This is a genomic window from uncultured Gimesia sp. (assembly GCF_937919775.1).
Lineage (GTDB): Bacteria > Planctomycetota > Planctomycetia > Planctomycetales > Planctomycetaceae > Gimesia.
Genome location: NZ_CALFPF010000422.1, coordinates 1 through 2,427, shown reverse-complemented (window position 1 = coordinate 2,427; position 2,427 = coordinate 1). Strand labels below are relative to the sequence as shown.

General features: G+C 52.8%; 2 protein-coding genes. Both read left to right on the top strand.

Annotation, left to right across the window (positions count from 1 at the left end; translation table 11 throughout):
• On the top strand, positions 1-1,207 hold a 1,207-nt coding region (locus Q0294_RS11530), incomplete at its 5' end, for a c-type cytochrome domain-containing protein (RefSeq protein ID WP_299465063.1).
• A 151-nt stretch (positions 1,208-1,358) separates the two neighbouring features.
• Positions 1,359-2,427, top strand: a 1,069-nt coding sequence (gene thiO, locus Q0294_RS11525; protein WP_299465060.1) for a glycine oxidase ThiO, incomplete at its 3' end; no start/stop codon positions are given.

Below are 2,427 nucleotides of genomic sequence, written 5' to 3'. Positions count from 1 at the left end.
GGTCAAAGTCGAGATGGCGACCGGCACGGAAAAAGTTTCCTTCATGAAAGATGTCGCGCCCTGGATGCTGGATTTCTGCATGCGGTGCCATAGCGGCAATAACCCGGCGAGCGGATTTTCGGTGGTGACATTTGAAGATATCCTGCGCGGAGGAGACAGCGGCTCCGTCATTATACCGGGCAAACCGGATGACAGCCGCCTCTGGCACCTGGTCGGTTTACAAGACCCGATCAAAATGCCTCAGGGGCAGGCACGGCTCAAACGGAAAAATGCGGAGGATCTGAAAACCTGGATCGCAGAAGGGGCCAAGTTTGACGGCAAAGACGCGAAAGGCGCCTTGCGTGCGATGGTTCCGACGGAAGATGAACTGCGCATGGCTGAGCTGGCAACTTTGTCGCCGGAAAAATTTGCGGATCTGCGGCGCGAAACGCTCGAGCCAACCTGGAAACGCGCCCTGAGTAATGAAAAGCCGGAATTGCTGGAGACGGATGATTTCATTTTCTATGGTAATGTCAGTGCAGATCGGCTCAAACAGATCAGCGCCTGGGCTGAGACGCAGGCTGATGCTTTAAGAAAATTGTTCAACGAAAAACAGAAGCCGCTCTGGAAAGGCAAGCTGGCCGTTTTTGTGATCAAAGATCGATTCGGTTATTCGGAATTTAATCAGACAATCGAAGACCGTCTTGTGGATAATGCCACTACCTGGCATTCGAAAGTCACTCCGACGTTTCTGGAAGCCTATCTCGTGCTGCAGGATGTGGGGGACGAGGCTTCTGCGGATTCTCCGGGGCTACAGACGAATGTGGTCGCAGGACTGACCAATGCCGCCATTCAACGCGGAGCAGGGGAAGTACCGATGTGGGTTTCCCGAGGATTGGGAATGTTGTTAGCTGCCAACGGCTCATCGAGTCAGGCTTATTTCGAAACATTAAGGCAGCAGGCGTTGGATGCGGCTCCTAAAGTGACTCGCCCGGAACAGTTATTTGCAGAAGGAACTTTTTCGCCTTCAGAAACAACGGCGGTCGGATTTACGCTGGTTGAGTTTCTGATAAAAAGCGGGGGATTACCCAAGATGGCATTACTGCTGAAAGAGTTCAAAAACGGGACACCCGCAGCCACGGCTCTCGTCAAGGTGTATGGGACCAACCTGGCAGCGCTGGCTACCGCCTATGCGCGTACTTTGCGTCCCGGTCGTGTCAGTAAATAATCGAAGTCCCTGCTTGAATGACGGGAAAAGCAGGGACGTTGTGCCCAGATTTTTGTATTAATCGCTGCCCTGTGATTCTCATCACGGTCCGCTATAATTGATCGCCTTGAGTTTCCCGTTTTTTTGAGTGTGACCAGGGCACGTAATTCTTATGATGGATGTAAATATTGTTGGCGGCGGAGTGATTGGCCTTTCGATCGCCTATGAACTGGCGCAGCAGGGGTTGTCCGTCGCCGTTTTTGATCGGCAGCAGTTCGGAAAAGAAGCCTCCTGGGCCGGCGCGGGCATGTTACCTCCCGCCGATTTCAAGTCAGCAGCCACTCCCGAAATTCAACTTCGTGCTGCCAGTAAAACGATGTGGGCCGATTGGTCGAGCCGTCTGAAAGAGGAATCGGGGATCGACAACGGTTTCATCAACTGTGGTGGCTTGCATGTCGCGACTGGTGATGACATCGCAGGCTGGAAGCAATACGTTTCGGAATGGCGTCAGTCGGGGGCGATTGTTGAGGAATGCGAACCGACTTCGCTTTCAGAGACAGCGCCGTTTTTGAGTCAGGAAGTACACGCCGCCTTTTACCTGCCGGAGATGAGTCAGGTTCGCAACCCCCGTCATTTAAAAGCGCTGCTTGCGGCCTGTGCCCACAAAGGGGTTCAGCTCAAATCAGGCACGCCGATTATCGGTTTTGAAGTCGAGGGTTCCAAAATCACCGGCATCCGAACTTCGTCAGAAATTTTCAGAGCAGGGCGAACCGTGATTGCAGGGGGGGCATGGTCCCCCGAAGTTCTTGACTGCTTAGGAATCCGCTGTGAAGTGGTTCCCATTCAGGGACAGATTGTGTTGCTGTCGATGCATCAATTACCGTTTCGTCAGGTTATCGAATGCGGCAGCCGTTATCTGGTCCCGCGCAGCGATGGAAAAATTCTGATCGGTTCGACGGAAAGCAATGTTGGTTTCAATAAAGAAAATACGGCAGAAGGCGTTGGTGGTCTGCTCCAGTTTGCCCAGTCCATTGTGCCGTGTCTGAAAGAGGCAACGTTCGAATGCGCCTGGGCTGGTTTGCGACCCAGATCTATTGATGGTTTGCCTTACCTGGGCTATGTAGCGGACTATGAAAATTTATTGATGGCGGCGGGGCATTATCGAGATGGTCTGCAACTCTCGCCGATTACCGCCAGATTGATCAGACAACTGATCTGCGGTGAAACAACAGATCTCTCAC